Origin of the sequence: Winogradskyella ouciana (assembly GCF_965284585.1) — a bacterium.
In the GTDB taxonomy this organism is placed as follows: Bacteria; Bacteroidota; Bacteroidia; order Flavobacteriales; family Flavobacteriaceae; genus Winogradskyella; species Winogradskyella ouciana.
This window is the reverse complement of sequence record NZ_OZ260095.1, coordinates 2,059,610-2,083,630: the sequence shown is the minus strand read 5'-3', so window position 1 is coordinate 2,083,630 and position 24,021 is coordinate 2,059,610. Positions and strand designations below refer to the sequence as shown.

Below are 24,021 nucleotides of genomic sequence, written 5' to 3'. Positions count from 1 at the left end.
TGACTATGGAATATTTATTAAAAGCATCGGCCGTAGTTTTCATATTTTACCTTTTTTATAAATTAATGCTACAGCGAGAGACCTTCTTTCAAACCAATCGTCTCTATCTTATAACAGGTTTAGTTACTGCTATTGCCCTTCCGCTCGTTATCATACCTATTTATATAGAATATACTCCTGTGCTTGTCGAAGCTTCAGCAACTTTTGATATTGGGACTGAAGAACAAGGCATATCCAAAAACGCAACTACATTTGATTGGTTACAACTTTCATTTATAATCTATGGTATAGGCGTTGCATTTTTTCTTAGCAAACTGTTGATGGAACTGGCTTCGCTTAAATTACTTTTTAACAGGCATAGCTATTTTAAAAATGGCTCATATATATTGATAGAAACTGATAACGACATTCCGCCTTTTTCATTTTTTAATTGGATAGTTTATAACCCAAACAAATACTCTAATGAAGAGTTAGAGCACATATTAAATCATGAAAAAGCCCACGCCAAAGAACTGCACTCTGTTGATATTATGCTAACGCAATTGGCTTGTGTAGTATTTTGGTTCAACCCATTTATTTGGCTTTACAAAAAAGAAATAGAGCAAAATTTAGAATTTATCGCAGATGATAAAGCACAAAATTTTTCGGAATGCGAAAAAAGCTATCAACTCGTATTATTAAAATCAAGTGTTCCAAAAAACAAACTCTTGATTACCAATACTTTTTATAATTCACAAATCAAAAAAAGAATAATTATGTTACACAAATCAAAATCAAACAGATTAAATGCCTGGAAATATGCATTGATACTTCCAGCATTAGCACTTTTCCTAATGAGTTTTAATACTAAGGAAATTTTAATAGAAGTTGAAGACCCAGCAAATCTGAGCAATACTGCACAGAATGAAGCCTCTTCTCAGTTAAATGATTTCTACAACAACATCAGCTTTGACAATAGCAACAAAGCTATTGCTTCCAATAAAGCTAATGTACCAAAGAAGAATCAAAATAGATTAACAGCACCAACTACAACGAAAGCTGTTAAAAACAAATCGAAAACACTAGGTGATATATCTATTACTATTATTGACAAAAACACAACGGATTCTGAATTAGATAAAATAAAAGAGACTCTAAAAAAAGAAGGCTTAACTATTAAATTCAAAGGTGTAAAACGCAATAATAAGGGAGAAATAACAGCTATAAAGATTGATGCCAAGTCTAAAAAATCAAGTACTAATTATCAGATTAGCTCAGATGATGAAGCTATTGAACCTATTAAGATTGTATTTGACGAAGAGAATAATAGCATTTCAATAGGTAATGGCCACGCTAAACATGGTCACAACACTTATGTTTATGAAACTAAATCCGATGGGAAGCATAAAATCCACAAAACCGGAAGTGGAAACAATGTTTTTGTAATATCTGACGACGAACACGAAGAGCACGTACACGAAGACCCTAAACATGATGAAGATCATGAGCACGAAGCAAAAGTCATTGTTAAAAAACGTGGTAAAAAAGGTAAGCTAAAGAAAATAAAGCAGTCTAAAGATGTACGAGTAATATCTGGTGACGAAGATGGCGAAATCATCGAAATTATTGTAGATGAAGATGGAGACGATAAAAAGGAAACTATTATTGTTAATGGTGAAAAAATAAATACTGCCAATGGGAAAAAGAAAAATGTTTGGGTTACCAAGACCGATGGCACAGAAGATACTTTTGTTATCGAATTAGATGACAGCGATAACAATGTTTTTATTTCTGGCGATAACGGCAAGAGCCCTTTATTTATTGTCGATGGTAAAGAGGTTTCAAGAGAAAAGTTTAAAGACTTAAATGCTAAGGAAATTGAATCCGTTACAGTCTTAAAGGACAAAAATGCTCTAGAAAAATATGGCGATAAAGGAAAAGACGGCGTGATAATAGTAAAAACCAAAAAGAACTAAACATAATTTCATCAATCAATCAAAACTGAAAAAGCCAAACTGTTATATGCAGTTTGGCTTTTTCTATTAAAACAATGTTTCGTTTTATTCTTTAATTACTTTCTTAATTACAGAGCGGTTATTGCTAATCAGTTTTACTAGATATAAACCAGATGCTATGTCTATGTCTATATAATTAGTTACTGTGTTGAAATACATTAAACGTTTTCCTTCAACAGAAAACACCTCTACTCTATCAACATTATGCAATCCCGATATATAAAGCCTTCCATTTGTAGGGTTAGGATATACAGATATTTTAGAGCGTTCGTTATCATCAATACTTAATGACTGATCCCACGTATCACCGACATTAGTTCCCCAAATATATTCCACCAAAAGCGGTTGATCTATAAACGGATTTCTATTTTTTTGCCAATTAAAAACAATGTTATTTCTGTTCATTTCAAAATCGTCTGGAGGATCGTTTCTGTGCCAGTCCAATAGTGTTGCCAAGTCACCTAATTGCCCTGTCGTATTTGGGAAGCCATTCACCACTTCCAATCCATTGTATCGAATTTCCATGTACAACACACTTCTTGCCACATCTCCTCTAAAACTACCCAAAGTTCCCGATGGCCCAACGTATTCTCCATAGTGCTGATTACCACGTGTACTATTCTCCGCAGCATCTGCAGCTCTCAAAGCATGTGCATCTGAATTGCCATGACGAAGCGAGTCGGCTTCAGTTGTCCAAAAAACATCAATACCATCAGCTATTTCATCTTCTTCTATATCAAAAAAACCGCCTCTCGATCTTGGAAAAGTATGTTCCCTATTCCATTTACCTGCGTTGCTACTACTGGTTTGCAAATCCAATTTGGCTCTGCCTTCTTCCGTATAAAGCAACCAAACCTGATTACTGTTTTCTGGATTCTGATCAGCCTCCAATAATATATCTATAACATCTGCATAGGTCTGCGCCCTTACTGTAGTAGGGTCTGCAATAATATCTTGCAAGGCTTGTCTTAGAGCTGCATCAGCCAATCCGTCCAAACTATCGTAATAACCTTCTGGCTGTGTACTTTGTACAATTCCTGTTGTAGGGTTCACAGGAGTTCCCCAAGCAGCCATGGTAAAATCGTTATCCACTACCCTAACCTCAACAAAATTATTCGACGCCACAATCGGCTCCACCAAATCCACAAATTGAATTTGGATAACTTCGTCACCTTCATCATCTGCATCATCTATTAAATTAATTGTGGTGCTTGTCGAATTTCCTCCATTAGGAATGGTAAGAATTGTATTTCCTGTATAATCAGAAGTATTAAAACCAAAATTGTTTAAGCTCATGGTAAAATCTAAATCTGAAGTGACATTGGTCTCTGAAGTGAACGTGATATCAAAACTTGCACCTTCATCATACTGGGTCTGTTCCACAGAGATTGCAACTGGATTAATAGGAATCCCTGAACCATCATTTTCGCGCCTTGGTGTTGGTGTCGCCGTAGAATAGGTTTCCATTCCCATACCATCAACAAAACGCTGAATAGATCTTGGGTTAGCATTTGTACCATTGTCATTATACTGCATAGTTTCACCCATAAGCATCATTAAGTCATTATCATCAGCATCGTTAGTATCATAAACCAAAGCATCAATTAGGTTTGTTTGTGTCGCCAATGTACCTTCAGGAAAATCATTAACAGAAGCCTGGTAAATACCTATAGCATCCGCGCCATTTTGAATTACGTTTTCAGCAATCAGAACTTGTGGAAAAGGTGATACACCTTCACTTCCTATTACCAACAACCCATTATTGTCTGTTGTATAACCATTCAAATCTATGACCATATAACTAGAATCTCCTCCACTACTCGAGCCGTTAAAAAATACTAGAATATAACTATCAGTAGAAAAATTTGGTGTTTGCGACTTTAATTCAATAAACTCTTTATCATCTGTGCTTGGGGAATCCGGATCTAGCTCGTTTATTACCAAAACTTGAGACCATCCGAAAAGTGGTAACAGCAGAGATAAAAGAAAAAACCTTTTCATATTTCAAATTTTTGACAAAGATAGCAGTTATATGTTGCCTAAATGTTAAAACCCAAAATAGTAAAAAGTAAATACAAAATTATGTTCAGAAATACTATGACATCTGTCAGTTCAATTAAACCAACAAAACATGAAAAGTTAAAAAAAGAGTGTTTTTAAGATGAAATGCCTCTACGTTTTAAAAATTCATTCAAAAAACACCCTTCAAATATTATATTTTATAATACAAATAACATTTTTTAATTATAAGTTATAACTTAATTGAAGGTAAGTCACAATTAATTATAATAAATACAATCATTTAACTTATAAATATAAATGCAATTTCATCGATTTTTATGAAAACATTTGGAGAATTATTTGTTGCCTATATATATTGAAAACTCAATCAAAAAAATGAAAACAATTATTAACCTCTAAACCCAAAAATTATGATGACATTAGCAAAATTGATTATTGACATTATTTTTTCAGTATTCTAAATTAAAACCAACCAAACCAACAACCAATTAAAAAGTAGAACTTAGTTCTAGAATAAGTTTTACTATTTTTGTCAGTAATTGACAACTCGCAAAAGCATCAAGCGGCTTTTGCAATCCAATCGACAACATGAGAAAATCTTTCTTTAAGCTTATCGCAAAAGCCAATAAGGCGATTCTTCCAAGTTACACCAAAAAGCAATTAGACCTTAGCAAAGCAACTAAACTACAGCTTGCTATTATAGGCTGGCGTGCATATGTTACTATGAATGCGCTAGATGAAAAAAAGACTACCGATTGGTGAGCCTTGAAAAAATATTTTTGACATTTTCTTTAGTTAATTCAAATCGTTGATTTATTGAATTGATAATATCTCAACTGAACACCTTGTATCCGGCAATAGTATCTACCGATACTTCCGCATTGAAAACCTTGAACAAACAAAAAAACGCTCAAGCGAGCTTGGCGTTCAATGAATCTTTCTTATGCAAATCGAAACAAAAGGATTGCTGGCGCATCCTTTGTGTTCCGCTTTGAAAATACTACAAACAAAAAAACGCTCAAGCGAGCTTGGCGTTTTTTTGTTTGTAGTATTTATTCGTGACCTCGACAGGATTCAAACCTGTAACCTTCTGAGCCGTAATCAGATGCGCTATTCAGTTGCGCCACGAGGCCGTTTTTAAGTGGGTGCAAATATAAGACATTTATTAAAAAACAACCAAACTATTTATTTCAAAATTGTAATCCTTATTTTTGAATCATGGTTACCAAAGAATTACTCCAACCCTTTCATTACTTATTCGATGCACATATTCTCGAGCAAATTGCAAGTGTTGCAGTGCTCAAAACTTTTAAGAAACATGATATCATTATAGATATTGGCCAAAACCTCAACTATATACCACTTTTAATAGATGGCAACATAAAGGTACTACGCGAAGATAGAGATGGAAATGAATTGCTACTCTACGTTCTCGAAAGTGGTGACACATGCGCTATGTCATTGACTTGCTGCATGGCTAAAGCCAAAAGTAAGATTAGAGCCGTTGCAGATGAAGATGTCTCGGTATTAATGATACCTATTGATAATATGAAATTGTGGTTTAACACCAATGAAAGCTGGCGTAACTTTATTTTGATGAGCTATCAGATTCGATTTGATGAAATGCTTGAGACCATTGATACTTTAGCTTTCATGAAAATGGATAAACGCGTTCATAAATACCTCAAAGATCAAGTTAAGTTGACGGCTTCCAAAACTTTAAAAGTAACACATCAAGAAATTGCTGAAGATTTGCATACTTCTAGAGTAGTAATTTCTAGGCTTTTGAAACAATTGGAAAAGGAAAAAAGAATTGAACTCGGTAGAAATAGAATTACGGTTTTAGACTTTTAGTAACTTTTGTAACATTGACTAAGCTACAGAACTCTATTTTTGCTTCAAAATAATACTATGGAATATATATTACAACCTTGGCCTTGGTACGTATCTGGGCCCTTAATAGCCCTTGTTATGTTTCTTCTCCTCTACTTCGGAAGAACATTCGGCATGTCATCTAACCTCAGAACGCTCTGTGCCATTGGTGGAGCTGGTAAAAAAGTAGAGTTCTTTAAGTTTGATTGGAAAAGCCAACGTTGGAATTTAGTCGTGGTGCTTGGTGCTATTCTTGGCGGTTTTATTGCACATTTTTTATTGTCCAACACAACCAACATTGATTTGAGCCAAAATACAATTCAAGATTTAGAAGCACTTGGTTTTGAAAATGCAGGAAAAAGTCTGTTACCACCAGAATTATTCAGTTGGGATGCGGTCTTTACCATTAAAGGCTTTTTGATACTTATCATTGGCGGTTTTCTAGTTGGGTTTGGCACGCGTTATGCAGGTGGCTGCACCTCTGGCCATGCCATTACAGGCCTAAGCAGTTTACAGTTACCCTCGCTTATTGCTGTGGTTGGCTTTTTCATAGGAGGTTTAATTATGATTCATTTCATCTATCCAATACTATTTTAAAATGAGAAATTATATAAAGTTTTTTTTAGTCGGCATTTTATTCGGAATTGTACTGGTAAAGTCTGAAGCCGTTTCATGGTACCGCATTTTTGAAATGTTTAAGTTTCAGTCTTTTCATATGTACGGCATCATTGGCACTGCGGTTGCAACTGGTGTTATATTACTATTGGTTTCAAAATATAAAAGGATAAAAACAATAGAGGGTTCAACTTTAAAAGTCCCCTTAAAACAGAAAGGGTTTTCAAGATATATTATAGGAGGCACCATTTTTGGGTTAGGATGGGCTTTAGCTGGTGCATGCCCAGGACCAATGTATATCCTAATTGGTACAGGTGTATTTTCAATATTAATCGTTATAGCCGCTGCAATATTAGGTACTTATGTTTACGGCTTACTAAAAGACAAACTACCACACTAAATGGAACTTATTGAAATATTAGGATATTTTGGTGCATTGGTGGTTGGGCTTGTATTGGGCTTAATTGGTGGTGGAGGATCTATTTTGACTGTACCTATTTTAGTATACCTTATTGGGCTGAACCCTATTGTAGCTACAGCTTATTCCCTTTTTGTGGTAGGAGTAACGTCTATAATTGGGGCATTTCAAAATTTTAAAAAGGGATTGGTGGATGTAAAAACGGCGGTCATTTTTGCCGTACCAGCTTTTATAGCTGTATATCTTACCAGACGCTATTTAGTACAGATGATTCCAGAGGAAGTACTTAGTATCGGAGATTTTGTTGTTACCAATTCTATATTTATTATGGTTTTGTTTGCAGTGATAATGTTACTTGCAAGCTTTTCCATGATAAGAAACAAGCGTAAAGAATTAACCGATACTGTTAACGATACACAATCATTTAATTATCCACTCATTGCCGCAGAAGGACTTGTAGTAGGTATACTTACAGGCTTGGTTGGTGCTGGTGGTGGTTTTTTAATCATTCCTGCATTAGTACTTTTAGCTAAGTTGCCCATGAAAAAAGCAGTGGGCACTTCACTTTTAATTATTGCTGTAAAATCCTTAATTGGATTCCTTGGCGATATTCCAAATATAGACATCGATTGGAATTTCCTTCTACTCTTTACCGCGATATCTATTATAGGAATAGTTTTAGGAGTTTACCTTTCAAAATTTATTAGTGGTAAAAAACTCAAAAAAGGATTTGGTTATTTTACACTTATAATGGCTATCTATATTATATACAAAGAGTTATTTTAAAGCTGTGTAATAAATGTCACAAACAGAGGTGTGAAGTTTTGTAACTTTGTACTATTCAAAAAAAACAACAGATATGAAAATAGAACAATTATATACAGGATGTCTTGCACAAGGTGCATATTATATTGAATCTGATGGTGAAGTTGCAATAATTGATCCATTACGAGAAACGCAACAATATATAGACAAAGCAAAAGCGAATAATGCAAAAATAAAATACATACTAGAAACACATTTCCACGCTGATTTTGTGTCTGGCCACGTCGATTTAGCAAAGAAAACTGGTGCAACCATAGTTTTTGGACCTGGAGCCTCTACTGAGTACGATATTCACTCAGCTAAAGATGGTGAAGAATTAAAAATAGGAAAACTTACCATAAAAGTATTACACACGCCTGGACACACTTTAGAGTCAACCACCTATTTATTGAAAGACGAAAACGGTAAAGACCACGCTATATTTTCTGGTGATACTTTGTTTTTAGGAGATGTAGGAAGACCAGATTTAGCCATAAAATCTGATGTTACAAAAGAAGATTTGGCAGGAATGCTTTATGATTCGCTGCGACATAAAATTATGCCTTTGGCTGATGACGTTATTGTTTACCCAGCGCATGGAGCCGGTTCTGCGTGTGGTAAAAACCTAAGCAAAGAAACTGTTGGCGTTTTAGGAGAGCAAAAGAAAACCAACTACGCTTTAAGAGAGGACATGAGCAAGGAAGAATTCATAAAAGAAGTGCTTGATGGTATTGCACCTCCACCTCAGTATTTTGCAAAAAATGCCATGATGAACAAGGTAGGCTATGATGCTTTTGACACTGTTTTAAAAACAGGTGATATTCCTTTAAACCCAGAAGAATTTGAAGCTATGGCAAATCATGAATCTGCTTTGGTTTTAGACGTAAGACCACAGGGCGAATTTGTAAAAGGCCATATCCCAAATTCAATTTTTATTGGTCTCAACGGTTCTTTTGCTCCTTGGGTTGGTGCACTGATTACAGACATAAAACAACCAATAGTGTTGGTTGTACCAGAGGGCAAATCAGCTGAAGCCGTAACGCGATTATCTCGTGTGGGTTATGACAATACTTTAGGTTATCTAGAAGGTGGCATTGAAGCATGGAAAGCTGCCGGAAAAGACATTGAAACCCTAGAGTCCATAACAGCCGACGAATTTGCAGATAGAGCAAAAGAAAATGACATCAACATCCTAGATGTACGAAAAGATGGGGAATACCAATCTATGCATTTAGAAAATGCACAACATCTCTCGCTGGACTTTATCAATGAAAAAATGAATGAAGTCTCTAAGGACAAAACGTACTATATTCACTGTGCTGGCGGATATCGTTCTGTAATTGCAGCATCGATTTTAAAAGCAAGAGGATTTGACAAACTTGTTGATATCGCTGGTGGTTTTGGTGCCATTAAGAAAACGGATTTACCAACAACGGATTTTGTTTGCCCTTCGACTTTGTAATTTGATAACAACACAAAAATAAAAAGGTTGCAAATGCAACCTTTTTTTATACAATTTCAGCACTTAAACCAGCTTGAAGAAGTTTAGAACAACGTGGTTTTAAATCATCATAAGAGCCTGTTTTTACCGTACACTTTCCTTTATAATGTACAATAATGGCACATTGCTCTGCTTGTTCTGGCACATGGTCGCAAGCATAAATTAGGGTATCAATGACATGATCAAAGGTATTGACATCATCATTGAATAAAACGATTTCATTTTGTTTTAATATGTCTTCTTCGAGAAGTAGTTCTTCGGATTGTTTTTCTTTTATGCCCATTGGGATTAGGTATTTAAGCTAATTTAAAAAAAATTCAATTTAAAAACGAAAAAGAATACTATATAGACATAATTGAAATGTTAAAACTTCAATTTTAAACATAACTTGTAAGAACTCCATGACAGGACTTTGTTTTAATTTGAAATTCTACCAATAAAAAATGGGTTACTTACTAGTAAGCAACCCATTAATAATTTGGTGACAAAAAGTATTGTTCTAACTACTTAGTTACAAGGACCGAGATAATTCCATCCACTAGAAGTTCGTTCGTACAAACTTCCATTATAAGTTACGCGATCACCAGGACTGTAACTTGTACCACTATTCCACGCAGCCACTCCATCACATGGACCAGAGGTTGATTGTGAATATAGATATTCTAATGCTGTGATATCATTTCCATTAAATTCACCATCTGCACTAGTAGAAAAACATGCCTGCATAATCGATGTAACGTCCGTACCTGTTGGAGTACCTGGTATGTGCACTGCGCCATTAGAACCTTGTCCTTCGTTATTATAAGAACCACAACTTGCACGGTCAAACCAATCTGAATGACGGAAACCAACCGAGTGACCAATTTCATGTGTAATCACATGCTCGTTCACATTAGTTGAAAACTGCTCTATACCATAAATCTGAATATACTTATGTGGCTGCCCACTTGAATTAGGAAACCCTGCTACACCTCCAGTACCATTAGGATTATTAACCGTGTTGTCATAAACTACCATATCCGCTGCTTGATGATTGGTACCAAAGGTTAGGTTAAATTGTAGAGTTGTATTAAGATTGTTGTAGTTGTCTACCGCATACTGCAAAGCTGTGCGAGCCTTACTAGTTAAAGCTTGACTACCACCTGTATATCCTAAAATATCAATGGTAAGATAAGCTCCCTCTACAAGATTATAGGTACTATATTGGCGCCCTTCAGCACCACCACCAATTAAATCATTAAGGTCTTCAAATGTAAAAGTGATATCGCTGCCTATATAAATGCGTTCTTCTATTGTACCATCAGGTAAATGAAAATCGCCTCTAGACACAATACCAGCATCAATATCCAAAGCCGATATGGCTTCGAGCAGGTCGGTATCTGTAACTAAGGTTCTGTTATCTAAATTATTCATATTAATGATCATATCTTCTTGAAAATTAGAAGTGTCATCGATATTATCGTCCTTTTCACAAGCTGTAAATACCAGTGTAAAAACTGAAAAGGCAATTGCTAAATATTTTAATGGTTTTTTCATTTTTAAAATGTTTAAATTAGTTGAATTGTTTTATACGTTTACGTAAACAATTGCATAGGTAAATCTGGGTCGATACGTATCGATGTATCAACAGAAAATCTGCTACAATTAAAATAATATTATTTGTATAAATATACGTAGAAAAGAGAAACTTAGATTACGGAAAAACCACACTTTTTTATATTTTTATGTTAAATTAACACAAAATATTGAGGATTACTTAAAAAATAATGTAATAAATTAAGAATTATTCAATTTTAAACTGAGCAGCTATCCATCTGTTTTTAAGAGTTTTATCTTCGAAAATTAAATTATTTTCGAGGCATTTTTGGGTAATAAGTTCTAAATCATCTTCGTAAAAACCACTTAAGAAAAGTTTCCCGTTTTTATTCAAACTTTTTGCATAAGCAGGTATATCTTGGAGTAAGATATTTCTATTGATGTTTGCAATAATACAGTCATATTTTTGATTCTGGAGAAAGGAAACATCTCCTTCATGTACTGAAATATTTTCACATTGGTTGCGCTCTACATTTTCTAAGCTATTAACATAACACCAATTATCAATATCAACAGCATCTAATTTGGTGGCTCCAACTTTTTCAGCCAAAATTGCCAAAACACCAGTTCCGCAACCCATATCCAAAACCGATTTGTCTTTAAAATCATTTTTCAAGATATGCTGAATCATCATGTGCGTAGTTTCATGATGTCCAGTGCCAAAACTCATTTTTGGTTCGATTATTAAATCATATTTGGTGTTTGGCTTGTCATGAAAAGGCGCTCTTACCGTTACCAAATCATCAACAACGATGGGCTTAAAGTTCTTTTCCCATTCTGCGTTCCAGTTGGTTTGTTCTATTTCATTGAACTCGTATGTGATCTTAAACTCATTAGAATTTAAAATATGGATATCATCGAGAATATTCTTATTCCAATCCTCTTTTTGAATGTAGGCCGTTACACCAGAATTGTTTTCAACAAAACTTTCAAAACCTGCATAACCTAATTCTGCAATCAGGATTTCCGTTGCTGGTTGTAGTGGTTCGACTTTAAAATCGTAGCCTATGTAGATGGTGTTAGACATTTAAAACGCATTTACAATTGCGTAAAAATCCTCTGCTTTGAGTGAAGCTCCTCCGATTAAACCACCATCTACATCTGGCTTAGAAAAAATCTCCTTTGCATTGTTTGGTTTAACACTTCCTCCATAAAGAATAGAAACTGAGTTAGCGACATCATTACCATATTTATCAGCTAGCGTTTTTCTAATAAAAGCATGCATATCTTGTGCTTGGTCTGGAGTTGCAGTTTCTCCTGTCCCAATAGCCCAAACAGGTTCATAAGCTAGAACAATGTTCTTAAAAGCATCGGCTCCCAAATGAAACAGTGCGTTTTTTATTTGGCTCTCAACGACTGCCTCCTCTTTTCCCGCTTTACGATCTGCTAATTCTTCACCAAAACAAAAAATCACTCGCATTTCATTATTTAGTGCGGCATCAACTTTTTTTGCCAAAGACTCATCCGTTTCATTAAAGTAAGCTCGACGTTCACTATGTCCTAAAATGACGGTTTGAATGCCTACACTTTTCAGCATACTTGCACTCACTTCACCTGTATAGGCACCATTTTCTGCAAAATGCATATTCTGAGCAATCACCTCTATATCCTCTTGCCTCAAAGCTTCAAAAGCGTGCCATAAGTTTGTAAATGTTGGCGCTATCATCACCTCGGCATCAGAAGTTTGGGTTTGTTGCTTTAAATCGGTGATCAGAGCTTTGGTTTCTGATAGTTGATTATTCATTTTCCAGTTTCCGGCTACAATATGTTTTCTCATAATAATGAAAATTGTTAATTTAAATGCGGTTCTAAGCTACTCCTTGGAATAAACAAAAGTAATTATTTTAATACTTCTATGATGTTTTTGTCGTCTGCTTCTATGGCTTTGAATAGTTTGATGTTTCCTTCAGTATCCACAACCATATACCTTGGAATCCAATCGAGGTCTAAAAAATCACCAAATGGACCATCCCAACCCGATTGCATATAGTAATGTTCTCCTTCAATTTTAAACCTATCGATTCCTTTTTTCCAAAGTTCTTGTTTTCTATCCAATGATAGAAACAGAAAGGTTGCATCTGGGAATTTTTTCTGTAATTTTTTGACTTTAGGCATCCCTTCTATACAATCGCGACACCATGTTGCCCAAACATCAATGACTATTTGTTTGCCTTCATACTGCTTAATTATGTCTTTAAACTGAACAGATTCACCTTCTAGAGAAATAAAGGTGTCATTCATCGCAGCTTCCGAAAATGTTGTTGGCGTTTCCATATTGCAGCCCAATAGCATAACCAAAACGATTAAGATAATATTCACATGTATGTGTTTCATTGAGTTCAAATTCTAATTCTAATTGATAGATTTAAGACAACTTAACCCTTGGGTCGAGCCATGCATACATAACATCAACTAAAATATTGATGGTGATAAATACTATAGCGATGACTAAAACAGCACCCATAATTACAGGCAAATCTAGAGTATTCAATGCATTTACGATTTCTTTTCCTAAACCGTTCCAGCCAAAAATATACTCCACAAAAACCGCACCAGCCAACATCGAAGCAAACCAACCAGAAATTGCCGTTACGACAGGATTCAATGCATTTTTTACAGCATGTTTTTTTATGACTTGATATTCACTTAAACCCTTGGCTCTTGCTGTCCTAATATATTCTTGACCCATAACTTCTAATAATGAATTTCGCATCAGCTGAATTACAACTGCCAATGGACGAATACCTAAAACTATGGCCGGAAGTATTAAGTTTTTCCATTGAATGGTCATTTTTTCACCAAAGTCATCGAGCTCATATAAACTCCCTGTCATTTCAAGATTAGTGTATTTATGCAACACAAATCCAAAGAACCATGCAAATAAAATGGCACTAAAAAAAGACGGTACACTCATACCTAACGTACTTAAAACCTGAATGGACTTATCTATCCATGTATCTCTATATAATGCAGAAATAATTCCGAATATAATTCCTATAATAATAGCAATTATGATTGCTGAAACGGCTAAAACAAAAGTGTTGGGAATGGTTTCTCCAATGACTTCGGTTACTTTTTTACCTTGTTTGGTAAAAGACTCCCTTAGATATGGCGTTTTAATAACCGTAGTGGTATTCCCTAAACTGAACAGTTTTGAAGCATTATATTTGTTTGGACTTAAATGCGTATAATCTTCCGAGCTATTAGAATGAAAAGATATTGGCGATAAATCATTAAGGTAATATAAAAACTGTGTTCCTAATGGTTTATCAAAACCATACTTTTTCTTTACAGCTTCAACCTGCTCAGCAGTTTGGTTTTGCCCTAGCATCATTTTGGCAGGATCGCCAGGAAGGATTGTAAACAAAAAGAAAATAACCGTAACCACACCAATTAAGGTGATGAATGCATAGAATAGTTTATTTACGAGATATTTTATCAAATTAAAGTTCTATATCCTCAATATCATTCCAATGTGCCTTGTCAACCACAGTACCTTTGTCAAGGATAACAATTCCAGGATTAGAGCGTACAATGGTCTTAATCACTTTTTCGTCGCACAAGTAAAAATCAAAATTAAGATTATGGTCTTGCTTTACTTGTTGTTTTTCAGCTTCGCCAGATGATGTTAAGCCGATAACGGTATAACCTTTGGCCATAGCTTTATCTGTAAATGCTTTTAGCTTAACTACTCCGTCTTCCTCTGCTTTTGAAATGTTATACATCGCTACGATTAAAAGGTTTTCCACATCCAAAAAATGCGACGTTAAATCTTCATCTACAGACTCAATTGAAAAATCCTGTATTGGTGGAATATAGCCTTCGTCAATGGTTTCGGTTTCTACACCAATATACTCTCCATCAACTTGGGGATAACTACCATTTGTAACAAATTCCTGTTCTTCACCATTTACTTTAAATGTCCATGTGTATTCTAATATAGGTTTTTGCGCATCCTCTGGAATGGTCATTTGTTCTTTAATATTCTTCCCAATAGCATATGCCCTAAAATCTATTGCAGGCAAATGCATTAATACATGGTACCCAAACCAAAGTGATGCTATAAAACTGAGTAAAGCTATTACTGTAGTTGGCAGCTTAGTGAATATGGGTTTAATGTGTTTTAATCCGTACACCAATATTAAAATCAACACCAGAAGAATGACGTCTTTAGTAAAACTCTCCCAAGGTGTCAGTTTTAAAGCGTCACCAAAGCAACCACAATCTTTTACTTTATCAAAATATGCCGAATAAAACGTTAGAAATGTAAAAAACACAATCATTGCCAATAAGCTATAGACTGTGAATTTTGGCTTGTAACCAATTAGAAGAAACACTCCCAAAACCACTTCAAAGACTACAACAAATACAGAAATCAATAATGCATACGGAATTAAGAATTCCATATTTAAAACATCTTCGCCAAAGTATTCTTGTAATTTGTACGAAAAGCCCAAAGGGTCATTCAGTTTTATAAATCCTGAAATGATAAATAGGGCACCGACTAATATTCTGCTTATTTGAACTAAATACTTCATATTTTTTTGTCATTCCTGCGTAGGCAGGAATCTAATTGTTTTTTTAATATTTATAGTGGATTCCTGTCTTCGCAGGAATGACAATTATTCACCTTCCCCCAAATGAATCATGGCGAAAACCGCATAATTAATCATGTCTTGATAATTAGCATCAATACCTTCGCTTACAATAGTTTTGCCCGCGTTATCTTCAATCTGCTTTACGCGCAATAACTTTTGAAGGATTAAATCCGTTAGGGAACTTACACGCATGTCTCGCCAAGCTTCACCATAATCATGGTTTTTGTTCATCATCAATTGTTTGGTCAACGCAATTTTCTCATCATAAAGTTGAGCGGCTTCATCAGTGTTCATATCAGGTTGTTCTACAACACCTTTTTCCAATTGAATTAAAGCCATTATACAATAATTAATAATGCCAATAAACTCGCTTACTTCACCTTCATCAACCTTTCTAACTGCATTTTGTTGCAAACTACGAATACGTTGTGCCTTTATAAAAATTTGATCCGTAAGTGATGGTAATCTCAAAATTCTCCATGCACTACCATAATCACTCATTTTATTCACAAAAAGCGCTCTGCATTTGGCGACAACAGCATCGTACTGCTTTGATGTATCTTGCATCTAAAAACTATTATTATTTTGCGTAAATTTCGCTTATTTAGTCCAAAGTTCAAAGTTACGCGTTCAATGTTTTTATAAGCATTTACGAATTTGGAAATATGTTAATAACTTTGAGTCTTAAATTTTAAAATCTTGAACCATCCAATAACCATAAACTGCAAAGGCAAATTAATTGACCTATTCACACCAAAAGTGATGGGTATTCTCAATGTAACACCAGATTCGTTCTACGATGGCGGCACGTACAAAGATGAATCTGCGATTCTGAAACAAGTAGAGACTATGCTTAGTGAAGGTGCGACTTTTATTGATGTTGGTGGTTACAGTTCGCGACCTGGCGCAGATGAAGTCAGCGAACAGGAAGAACTAAAGCGTGTGGTGCCTATTGTGGAATTAATCTTGAAATATTTTACGGATACTTTAATCTCTGTGGACACTTTTAGAAGTGAAGTTGCCAAACAAAGTATAGAAGCAGGTGCTGCCATGGTGAATGATATTTCAGCGGGAAAACTTGATGACAACATGATGTCAACGGTTGGAAAATTAGGCGTACCCTACATTATGATGCACATGAAAGGCAATCCACAAACCATGCAACAGCAAACGGATTATGACGATTTGTTAATGGACATCAATTTGTATTTTGCTGAACGGATTGCCGCTGCACATAAGGCAAAAATCAATGATATTATCATAGATCCTGGTTTTGGGTTTGCTAAAACCTTAGAACAAAACTACAAGCTGCTCAACCATATGGAATTGCTTCAAATTACGGACCAACCGATTTTAGCTGGTGTCTCAAGAAAATCCATGATATACAAAGCACTAGGCACAACTGCAGACAATGCACTTAACGGTACAACTGCTTTACATATGATAGCTTTAGAAAAAGGGGCGAAAATTCTTCGGGCACATGATGTTAAGGAAGCTGTGGAATGTGTCACACTTTTTAACCAACTTAAGACCAAATAAATGAAGCGTTACATACACCTACTATTTATTTTATTTCTGCTGAATTGTGATAAAGAACGCATTGTACAATTACCAGAAATTGAAAATGCTAAAATTACAGAGGTTAAGGATGTATCACCAGCTTATATTTTTTATGACGAAACCCAACCAGACTCAACACTTTTTAACAGAAAGAACCTCATCGGCACAACAAATTGGTTAGTTAACGTGGATAAACGCTTAACACTAAAACAAGCCATACCACATATTCAGTATTTACAAGACAAACGCAAAAAAGCATCCATGCACAAAAATGAAGATGCCAAGAATTACTTTACTTGTAATGATACTAGTTTGGGTAGTTTAGGGTTTGTTGAGTTTACGGATGTAAATTATATTATTGATATTGAAAATTATAAACCCGTGGATGAGGCACCAATTGACAATGAAATTAAATACGTGCTTATCCATTTTTTTAATAACGATTATTTGAATATAACTGAATTTTTAAGTGATAAACAGACCAAAGACCAAACGCTTGAAATTGATAAGTATTTTAATTCAGATTTATTTACGGAATATCGAAAAAACAAAAATATAATCAATATTTCATTTGATATTAGAATGAGTTTTCAATTGTATATAAGATTAAAACATAAAGTTATGGACTACACAAATGAAATGTCCAAAATAAATAATGATGAATTCATTTATTAACTTAAATTCTTAAATTAGCAAAAACCGTTAACCTTTGGAAAACTTACAACTTTGGGATTTTAGATTTATAGATTTTGTAGATGTCTTCCTTGTTGCCATACTACTCTATTACATCTATAAACTGGTTAAAGGCACGGTTGCCATCAATATTTTTATTGGTATTCTTATCATCTATTTTGCCTGGCGCTTAACGGATTATCTGCAAATGCAAATGCTGTACAGCATCTTTGATGGCTTTATGAAAGTGGGTATTATTGCACTTATTGTGGTCTTTCAGCCAGAAATCAGAAAGTTTTTGCTACTCGTAGGTTCTACCAATATTGGTGGTAAAAAGGGAATTTTTAAAAACTTTAAATTCCTGAAAAACGATGACCAAACCACTACTGACGTTGATGCTATTATTAATGCCTGCAATAGAATGGGAACCACAAATACTGGTGCGCTCATAGTGATAGAACGTAATAATAATCTCGATTTTTTGACCAACACTGGTGATTCCATGAATATTCTGGTTTCACAACCCATTATAGAAAGCATCTTTTTTAAAAACAGCCCATTGCACGATGGTGCAATTATCATTGACAATAATGTTGTAAAAGCAACTCGAGTTATTCTACCTGTAAATAATGAAAAGAATATTCCAGAACGTTTTGGATTGCGACACAGAGCTGCAGTTGGTATCACCGAAAAAACTGATGCTTTGGCTATTGCAGTTAGCGAAGAAACCGGGCAAATCTCATATATAAAGAATGGAGAGTTTGTAATGTTTAAGGACACTGATGACCTTATTAAAAAAATTAAACAAGATCTAGTTTAGTGAATTGTAAAAATTGCAATAAAGACCTACGTGAAACTCAAAAATTCTGCGATGAGTGTGGTGCTAAAGTGATCCAGAATAGATTGACTCCAAAGGTGCTTGCAGCTCAGGTTAATGAACAGTTTATCTCAATTGACAACAAGTTTTTTAGAACGTTTATTGATTTATTCAAGAAACCTGAAACAGTTATTGAGGGATACATTAATGGTACACGGAAGAAATATATTGATGTACTTCAGTATTTTGCAATTTCCTTGACTCTTGCTGGTATTCAAGTTTTTTTAATGACCACTTTTTTTAGGGAGGCCTTAGAGTTCGATTCCGAATTTCTAAACACCATTGCCAAGGCACCTGGTAATGAACATAATCCTTTTTTAAATTCAGGTTTTGATGGCATGACTAATTACCAAGGTCTCATATATATAATAATGGTTCCTTTTTCAGCTTTAGGGTCTTGGACTGTTTATTATTTTTTTGGAGATAAGCGCTATAATTTTACCGAGCACATGGTTATTAATTTGTATTATTCTGCTCAAATAATCATTGTTACTGCTGTTTTCAGTATTTTATTCCTAGTTTTTGGATTAAACTATTTGATCGTCTCTGCGCTTATAACTCTACCAACGTTTATATATTTTGGGTTCGTTCTAAAACGAGTATTTAAAGAAAGTTTTTGGGAAACAACAGCAAAATTCATATTGGTAATGTTAGTCTATTTATTTGCATTTATACTTCTTATGCTTATAATTGGATTAATAATAGGAATCGTAATCGCATTAAATAAATGAATTGCAAAAACTGCCATACCGACTTACATGAAAATGACGATTACTGCAAAAGATGTGGTGGCAAAGTCATTAGAAAACGATTATCCTTCAAGAATCTGTTTGAGCATTTAAGCGAAACATTTTTCAATTATGATAACAAGCTACTTAGAACATTTGTTCAGCTTTTTAAAAAACCAGAAGATGTTATTGTAGGTTATATTAATGGCGTACGAAAAAAATATATAAACCCCATTAGTTTTTTTGGTCTGGCATTGACTTTATCTGGTCTTTCTATTTTTATTATGCAGAAGTTTTACATTCAGCATTTAGATTTTTCTAGCTTGTTTAAGGGTATAGAAGCGTCTCAAAATATCGCTAAAGCAACTTCTGGTACTGCGATGGAGTACAATTCTTTAATTTACTCTTGCTTTGTACCCTTATTTGCTTTAATATCTTGGATTGTTTTTTTAGATAAAAAGTATAATCTGACTGAACATATTATTATCTACTTGTATTCAATGTCCTTATTAAGTATCTTAATGGTAATCACCTCGCAATTAGTACTGTTAACTATACCAAGTAGTTATTTATTCTTTAGTATGTTGTCTTGGCCTCTAATGTTTTTATACCACTGCTATATACTAAAACGCATTTTTAAATTGTCTGTTGGAGACCTTTTTCTAAAGGGTTTGATTGCACTTGCTTTATTCTTTGTAGTCTATGTTATAATATCAATAGCCGTTTTTTTAATAATGTTAGCTACAGGTGTTATAAGCTTTGAAGATTTTATACCAAAATAACACTACTGTTAAATAGTTTCAGCCTTTAAGAACTGTACTTCGTATAGGTTTTTATAGTACCCGTCTTTCTTTTTAAGAAGTGATTTGTGAGTGCCCATTTCAACAATCTGCCCAGCATCCATAACAATGATTTTATCCGCCTGCTGTATAGTTGCCAAGCGATGCGCTATCACAATAGACGTTCTGCCTTTAGTTATAGTATCCGTAGCATCTTGTATCAATTGCTCAGAATAGGAATCTACAGAAGATGTTGCTTCATCCAATATCAAAATACTAGGATTAGTAACATAAGCTCTTAAAAACGAAATCAATTGACGTTGACCAGAAGACAGCATCACACCACGTTCCTTAACATTATAATGATAACCACCTGGAAGTGATGTAATAAATTCATGAATACCTATAGCTTTTGCTGCCGTTACAACATCTTCTTCAGTTATGTACTCATTGTTTAAGGTGATATTGTTTAGAATCGTGTCTGCAAATAAAAACACATCTTGAAGCACCACAGCAATTTGGTTTCGCAATGAGCTTAGGGTCATCTCCTTAATATCTGTATTATCAATCTTTATGGTACCAGAATTAATTTCATAAAAACGATTCAACAAATTAATAATCGTAGATTTACCTGCACCAGTTGCTCCAACAATGGCAACTGTTTCACCTGCTTCAACATTAAATGAAACCCCTTTTAGAACCTCTTCGTCTTTTATATACGAGAATCTAACATTATCAAATTCTATATCTCCTTTAAAATGATTGGCCTCTAACGTACCAGCATCATCGATATTGGATTTGGTATCCAACACTCTAAAGACGCGATCCGCTGCAACCATACCCATTTGTAACGTATTGAATTTATTCGCGATTTGGTTCAATGGTCTAAACAATAATGGAATAAACATGGTAAAAGCGATTAAATCACCCATTGAAGCCGTTTGCCCAACTACCGTATTTAATCCACCGATCCAAATCACGGCTCCCATAGTTAATGATGATACAAATTCAGCTATAGGAAAGAAAATAGAATTGTACCAAACCGTTTTTAACCATCCTTTTTTATGTCGCTCGTTGATCTGTTTAAACTTTCTATATTCAGTAGTTTCTCGCGTAAACAATTGCAAAATTTTCATTCCGGTAACACGCTCTTGCACGAAGGAATTCAAATTAGAAACTTCAGTGCGTACATCTTCAAAAGCGCGTTTCATATACTTCTGAAATATTTTTGTAGCAATGACAATAATTGGAAGTGTGGTAAATACTATGAGTGCCAATTTCCAATTCATATAAAACATCACACCAGCAACAACAACCATCTTTAGAATATCACTAAATATCATAAAGAGACCTTGTCCAAAAATATCAGCAATACGCTCCATATCAGTTACTGCTCTTGTAATGAGAACTCCAACAGAAGATTTATCAAAATAGGTCATTTTAAATTTTAGGATATGCTTAAATAATTTTACACGAATATCCTTAACAACAGATTGCCCTAACCAACTCGCATAATAGATAAACAGCAATTGTGAAATGACTTCAAGAATCAGAAGCACCAGCATTGCAGCCACATAGAGCACAAAACCATCGTATTTTCTTTCCGCTATTTGAGTGTCTATGGCTTGTTGCAGCACATAAGGCCTTAAAGCTCCAAAAGCTGCAAGCCCGATGACACAAACCAATGAAATAATAAAAACATTTCTGTATGGTTTTATGTACTGTAGCAATCGCTTAAAGAGCGATACATCAAATATTTTTTTCTTACTTGCTTCTGCCATCTTTAGTTTCCGCAAAGGCGGAAATCCCTTTAATTAATTTTTATACTATCCGGATAAACAATCTCAACCAAATATAATCCATGTGCAGGAACCGAAAAACCCGCTTTGCCTCTATCTTTAGAAGCTATAATTTTATGTAAATCGTCTGGTTGTAATTTTCCTAAACCAATATTTACCATTGTGCCAACAATTGCCCTAACCATATTGCGCAAAAAACGATTTGCTGAAATCGTAAATACAAGCTGATCAGATTTTTTAGTCCAATAGGCTTCCTTTATATCACAATTATACGTTTTTACATCTGTATTACTCTTAGAAAAGCATTGAAAATCTTTATACTCAAATAAGATTTTGCAAGCTTCATTCATAGCATCAACATTTAATGGCAAATGCACTTGATAAGTAAAGTCATAATCAAATACGTTTTTTGATGTAGAAACCTTATAATTATAAGTTCTACTTATAGCATCAAAACGAGCATGAGCCTCTTGCGCTACCTTAAAAACAGAATGAATTGCCACATCCTTTGGTAAAAACGAATTCAATTTATAAACTAAATCATTAGGTTCAAAATTGCCATCAAAATCAAAATGAGCAAACATCTGTGAAGCATGCACACCTGTATCGGTCCTGCCTGCTCCTGTGATACTGATGTTGTTTTTTAAAATAGTACTCAATGCTTTTTCCAAAACCTCTTGCACACTAATTGCGTTGGGCTGATTTTGCCACCCATGATAAGCTTTGCCGTTGTATGAAAGTTCGATGAAAAATCGCAATAGAAATCTTACTTTTGTGAAAAGACAAAGATAAAGTTTTAGTTGCTAAAGAAATCTTAAATTAAAAGAGATTCCCACTTTCGCAGGAATAATAAATATTGAAATAAATACAGCCAGGTGAAAAAAATACTCCTTTTATCAGACACACATAGCTACATAGATGACGCAATTCTTAATCATGTAAAACAAGCTGATGAAGTATGGCACGCTGGCGACATTGGAGATTTATCAGTAACCGATAATATTAAAAAACTGAAACCGCTTCGTGCCGTTTATGGTAATATTGATGATGCTAAAGCAAGAAGAGAGTTCCCATTACATAACAGGTTTAAATGCGAGGAGGTAGATGTTTGGATAACTCATATTGGTGGTTATCCTCCAAAATACAACAATAGCGTTAGAGAGGAACTCAAAAATAATCCACCAGATTTATTTATTTGTGGGCATTCCCATATTCTAAAGGTTATGCCAGATAAAAAACTAAACCTTCTGCACATCAATCCCGGAGCAGTTGGTAAACATGGGTTTCACAAAGCCAGAACCATGTTACGGTTTAAGATTGACGGAAAGGATATAAGGGACTTGGAAGTTATTGAGTTCCCATCCTAAATCCTTCCCAAACGGAAGGCCTTCTCCGCTTTATACATTATACTTTAGGTAGATTAACAATCTTTTTTCAACATTAATTATACATCCATTTTCCGAATTAGTGAAAGTTCCTTCCCTTTGGGAAGGTTAGGATGGGCCAATAAAAAACCCAGACGGCAGCGTCTGGGTTCTTCACACTAATATACTAAGATTTTAGGTTCATCGTAATCGATCTACAGATTTTACGAGATCTTCGTCCTTTTTTATAGCCTTGTTAGCCAAGACTAAACACACAATAGAAAAAATAGGAAGAAGAATCCCAATACCTTTCTCAGAAACGTTAGTTTCTCCAGATAAATTTAGAGATTGATAAACAAAGATTCCTAGTAAAATAAAGTTTAATATTATATTAAGTCGTCCCAACATAAATTGAGACTTTCTGTTTTTAAATCTAAAAATAGACACTATTGAAAAGAAAGCTGATGCTAAAAACAATCCAAATACATAGTTTATGTCATCGGCAAACACCTTAGCACCTTCCATATTTGTCCATAAATGAAACACATAGATGAGTCCAGCAGAGATGCCAGCAGCTAAAAATAAATAGAGTGTCTGTACGCGTTGTATCATTATCTTTATTAAAAAAGCAACGCAAAATTAGCAGTTTATTTTTAAAAAAGATAAATATTATTGAAAATAAAGTTGTATAATTGCAATAGAAAGAAGTAACATACTGAGTTGCATCTATCTAATCTTCCAAATTAATTTCACTTTTTTTCTTTTTATTTCATTTAGAAAATCTTGAATTAATAATATCAAAATTATAATACATTATACAAC

The 24,021-nt window shown here is 34.4% G+C and carries 25 protein-coding genes and 1 tRNA gene; 13 read left to right on the top strand and 13 right to left on the bottom strand.

Annotated features, from left to right (window positions below; genetic code table 11):
* Nucleotides 1-5: 5 nt before the first annotated feature.
* Nucleotides 6-1,955, top strand: coding sequence for a M56 family metallopeptidase (locus tag ACQ65V_RS09170; RefSeq protein WP_162306996.1), 1,950 nt, complete (start codon nucleotides 6-8; stop codon nucleotides 1,953-1,955).
* A gap of 84 nt (nucleotides 1,956-2,039) precedes the next feature.
* On the opposite strand, the gene ACQ65V_RS09165 is transcribed toward ACQ65V_RS09170, so the two are convergent.
* Nucleotides 2,040-3,995 (bottom strand): endonuclease, encoded by a 1,956-nt coding sequence (locus ACQ65V_RS09165; RefSeq protein ID WP_430467666.1) that lies wholly within the window; start codon nucleotides 3,993-3,995, stop codon nucleotides 2,040-2,042.
* A 609-nt stretch (nucleotides 3,996-4,604) separates the two neighbouring features.
* On the opposite strand from ACQ65V_RS09165, the gene ACQ65V_RS09160 reads away from it, so the two are divergent.
* Nucleotides 4,605-4,778 carry an SsrA-binding protein gene (locus ACQ65V_RS09160; protein WP_273290959.1) on the top strand — a complete coding sequence of 58 codons (174 nt, stop codon included), beginning with the start codon at nucleotides 4,605-4,607 and terminating at the stop codon, nucleotides 4,776-4,778.
* 297 nt (nucleotides 4,779-5,075) lie between these two features.
* Here ACQ65V_RS09160 and ACQ65V_RS09155 read toward each other — a convergent pair.
* A tRNA-Arg gene (locus ACQ65V_RS09155) sits at nucleotides 5,076-5,149 on the bottom strand.
* An 85-nt stretch (nucleotides 5,150-5,234) separates the two neighbouring features.
* Here ACQ65V_RS09155 and ACQ65V_RS09150 point away from each other — a divergent pair.
* From ACQ65V_RS09150 to ACQ65V_RS09130, 5 genes are all read left to right on the top strand, one after another.
* Entirely contained in the window at nucleotides 5,235-5,870 is a 636-nt protein-coding gene (locus ACQ65V_RS09150) for a Crp/Fnr family transcriptional regulator (RefSeq protein WP_430467665.1), read from the top strand.
* A 57-nt stretch (nucleotides 5,871-5,927) separates the two neighbouring features.
* Entirely contained in the window at nucleotides 5,928-6,485 is a 558-nt protein-coding gene (locus tag ACQ65V_RS09145; RefSeq protein ID WP_430467664.1) for a YeeE/YedE family protein, read from the top strand.
* 1 nt (nucleotide 6,486) lies between these two features.
* A complete protein-coding gene (locus tag ACQ65V_RS09140) occupies nucleotides 6,487-6,903 on the top strand; it encodes a DUF6691 family protein (protein WP_430467663.1) in 417 nt (138 codons plus the stop codon).
* Complete coding sequence (locus ACQ65V_RS09135; protein WP_430467662.1) at nucleotides 6,904-7,707, top strand: sulfite exporter TauE/SafE family protein; 804 nt, start codon at nucleotides 6,904-6,906, stop codon at nucleotides 7,705-7,707.
* 73 nt (nucleotides 7,708-7,780) lie between these two features.
* Nucleotides 7,781-9,187 (top strand): MBL fold metallo-hydrolase, encoded by a 1,407-nt coding sequence (locus ACQ65V_RS09130; RefSeq protein ID WP_430467661.1) that lies wholly within the window; start codon nucleotides 7,781-7,783, stop codon nucleotides 9,185-9,187.
* Nucleotides 9,188-9,233: 46 nt separating this feature from the next.
* Here ACQ65V_RS09130 and ACQ65V_RS09125 read toward each other — a convergent pair whose 3' ends face one another.
* The 8 genes from ACQ65V_RS09125 to ACQ65V_RS09090 all read right to left on the bottom strand — a co-directional run bounded on the left by ACQ65V_RS09125 (nucleotide 9,234) and on the right by ACQ65V_RS09090 (nucleotide 15,987).
* A complete protein-coding gene (locus ACQ65V_RS09125) occupies nucleotides 9,234-9,509 on the bottom strand; it encodes an ATP-dependent Clp protease adaptor ClpS (RefSeq protein WP_430467660.1) in 276 nt (91 codons plus the stop codon).
* A gap of 224 nt (nucleotides 9,510-9,733) precedes the next feature.
* On the bottom strand, nucleotides 9,734-10,762 hold the full coding sequence (locus tag ACQ65V_RS09120; RefSeq protein WP_430467659.1) for a M57 family metalloprotease: 1,029 nt from the start codon (nucleotides 10,760-10,762) through the stop codon (nucleotides 9,734-9,736).
* Nucleotides 10,763-11,009: 247 nt separating this feature from the next.
* Nucleotides 11,010-11,849 (bottom strand): 50S ribosomal protein L11 methyltransferase, encoded by an 840-nt coding sequence (gene prmA / locus ACQ65V_RS09115; protein ID WP_430467658.1) that lies wholly within the window; start codon nucleotides 11,847-11,849, stop codon nucleotides 11,010-11,012.
* The gene (gene tpiA / locus ACQ65V_RS09110) at nucleotides 11,850-12,599 is read right to left on the bottom strand and encodes a triose-phosphate isomerase (RefSeq protein WP_430467657.1); all 750 of its coding nucleotides are present in this window, start codon (nucleotides 12,597-12,599) and stop codon (nucleotides 11,850-11,852) included.
* 62 nt (nucleotides 12,600-12,661) lie between these two features.
* A complete protein-coding gene (locus tag ACQ65V_RS09105) occupies nucleotides 12,662-13,156 on the bottom strand; it encodes a TlpA family protein disulfide reductase (protein WP_430467656.1) in 495 nt (164 codons plus the stop codon).
* Between the two features lie 31 nt (nucleotides 13,157-13,187).
* Nucleotides 13,188-14,264: an ABC transporter permease gene (locus ACQ65V_RS09100; protein ID WP_430467655.1), complete on the bottom strand. Its 1,077-nt coding sequence runs from the start codon at nucleotides 14,262-14,264 to the stop codon at nucleotides 13,188-13,190.
* Between the two features lies 1 nt (nucleotide 14,265).
* On the bottom strand, nucleotides 14,266-15,360 hold the full coding sequence (locus ACQ65V_RS09095; protein ID WP_430467654.1) for a BT_3928 family protein: 1,095 nt from the start codon (nucleotides 15,358-15,360) through the stop codon (nucleotides 14,266-14,268).
* 84 nt (nucleotides 15,361-15,444) lie between these two features.
* Nucleotides 15,445-15,987: a DUF1599 domain-containing protein gene (locus ACQ65V_RS09090; protein ID WP_155090241.1), complete on the bottom strand. Its 543-nt coding sequence runs from the start codon at nucleotides 15,985-15,987 to the stop codon at nucleotides 15,445-15,447.
* 144 nt (nucleotides 15,988-16,131) lie between these two features.
* Between ACQ65V_RS09090 and folP the strand changes: the two genes are divergently transcribed.
* From folP to ACQ65V_RS09065, 5 genes are read left to right on the top strand one after another with little or no spacing between them, the layout of a single operon-like run.
* A complete protein-coding gene (gene folP / locus ACQ65V_RS09085) occupies nucleotides 16,132-16,959 on the top strand; it encodes a dihydropteroate synthase (RefSeq protein ID WP_430468624.1) in 828 nt (275 codons plus the stop codon).
* The gene (locus ACQ65V_RS09080) at nucleotides 16,960-17,655 is read left to right on the top strand and encodes a hypothetical protein (RefSeq protein ID WP_430467653.1); all 696 of its coding nucleotides are present in this window, start codon (nucleotides 16,960-16,962) and stop codon (nucleotides 17,653-17,655) included.
* Nucleotides 17,656-17,689: 34 nt separating this feature from the next.
* Nucleotides 17,690-18,472, top strand: coding sequence for a diadenylate cyclase CdaA (cdaA, locus tag ACQ65V_RS09075; RefSeq protein ID WP_155090238.1), 783 nt, complete (start codon nucleotides 17,690-17,692; stop codon nucleotides 18,470-18,472).
* Nucleotides 18,472-19,260 carry a DUF3667 domain-containing protein gene (locus tag ACQ65V_RS09070; RefSeq protein ID WP_430467652.1) on the top strand — a complete coding sequence of 263 codons (789 nt, stop codon included), beginning with the start codon at nucleotides 18,472-18,474 and terminating at the stop codon, nucleotides 19,258-19,260. The genes cdaA and ACQ65V_RS09070 overlap by 1 nt, the downstream gene beginning before the upstream one ends.
* Nucleotides 19,257-20,039 (top strand): DUF3667 domain-containing protein, encoded by a 783-nt coding sequence (locus tag ACQ65V_RS09065; RefSeq protein ID WP_430467651.1) that lies wholly within the window; start codon nucleotides 19,257-19,259, stop codon nucleotides 20,037-20,039. Before ACQ65V_RS09070 ends, ACQ65V_RS09065 begins: the two co-directional genes overlap by 4 nt.
* Nucleotides 20,040-20,047: 8 nt before the next feature.
* On the opposite strand, the gene ACQ65V_RS09060 is transcribed toward ACQ65V_RS09065, so the two are convergent.
* Nucleotides 20,048-21,817 (bottom strand): ABC transporter ATP-binding protein, encoded by a 1,770-nt coding sequence (locus ACQ65V_RS09060; protein ID WP_430467650.1) that lies wholly within the window; start codon nucleotides 21,815-21,817, stop codon nucleotides 20,048-20,050.
* Nucleotides 21,818-21,846: 29 nt separating this feature from the next.
* Complete coding sequence (gene truA, locus ACQ65V_RS09055; RefSeq protein WP_430467649.1) at nucleotides 21,847-22,593, bottom strand: tRNA pseudouridine(38-40) synthase TruA; 747 nt, start codon at nucleotides 22,591-22,593, stop codon at nucleotides 21,847-21,849.
* Nucleotides 22,594-22,710: 117 nt separating this feature from the next.
* Here truA and ACQ65V_RS09050 point away from each other — a divergent pair, with 117 nt between their 5' ends.
* Nucleotides 22,711-23,202 carry a metallophosphoesterase family protein gene (locus tag ACQ65V_RS09050; protein ID WP_430467648.1) on the top strand — a complete coding sequence of 164 codons (492 nt, stop codon included), beginning with the start codon at nucleotides 22,711-22,713 and terminating at the stop codon, nucleotides 23,200-23,202.
* 198 nt (nucleotides 23,203-23,400) lie between these two features.
* On the opposite strand, the gene ACQ65V_RS09045 is transcribed toward ACQ65V_RS09050, so the two are convergent.
* Entirely contained in the window at nucleotides 23,401-23,811 is a 411-nt protein-coding gene (locus ACQ65V_RS09045) for a DUF4293 domain-containing protein (RefSeq protein WP_430467647.1), read from the bottom strand.
* Between the last annotated feature and the right edge of the window lie 210 nt (nucleotides 23,812-24,021).